Origin of the sequence: Stenotrophomonas sp. GbtcB23 (genome assembly GCF_019091045.1) — a bacterium.
GTDB lineage: Bacteria > Pseudomonadota > Gammaproteobacteria > Xanthomonadales > Xanthomonadaceae > Stenotrophomonas > Stenotrophomonas rhizophila_A.
This window is the reverse complement of record NZ_JAGXKC010000790.1, coordinates 1-228: the sequence shown is the minus strand read 5'-3', so window position 1 is coordinate 228 and position 228 is coordinate 1. Positions and strand designations below refer to the sequence as shown.

The window sequence follows — 228 nt, the reverse complement described above, 5'->3', positions numbered from 1 at the left end:
ATCGATGTTGACATCGAAGGCAGTGCCGAGCACGGTTGCGATCAGGCCCTCCGCCTGGACGCGAAACGGACGCACCTTGTCCGGAGCCACACTAAAGAACGCCATGCCCTGAAGCAGTTCGATGTGGCGGAATTCCTGCGTGAAGGTATGCGCGATCGCACTGTCGGGGCCGAGTGTCACGACGCTGCCATCAGCCAGGTCGATACGCTGGAGCTCGCCGATTGCCGT

General features: G+C 61.4%; 1 protein-coding gene. It reads right to left on the bottom strand.

Annotated elements, in window-relative coordinates; genetic code table 11:
• Window positions 1–228 (bottom strand): FecR domain-containing protein (locus tag KVS69_RS20935; RefSeq protein ID WP_217540283.1); only part of this gene is annotated, 228 nt, incomplete at both ends.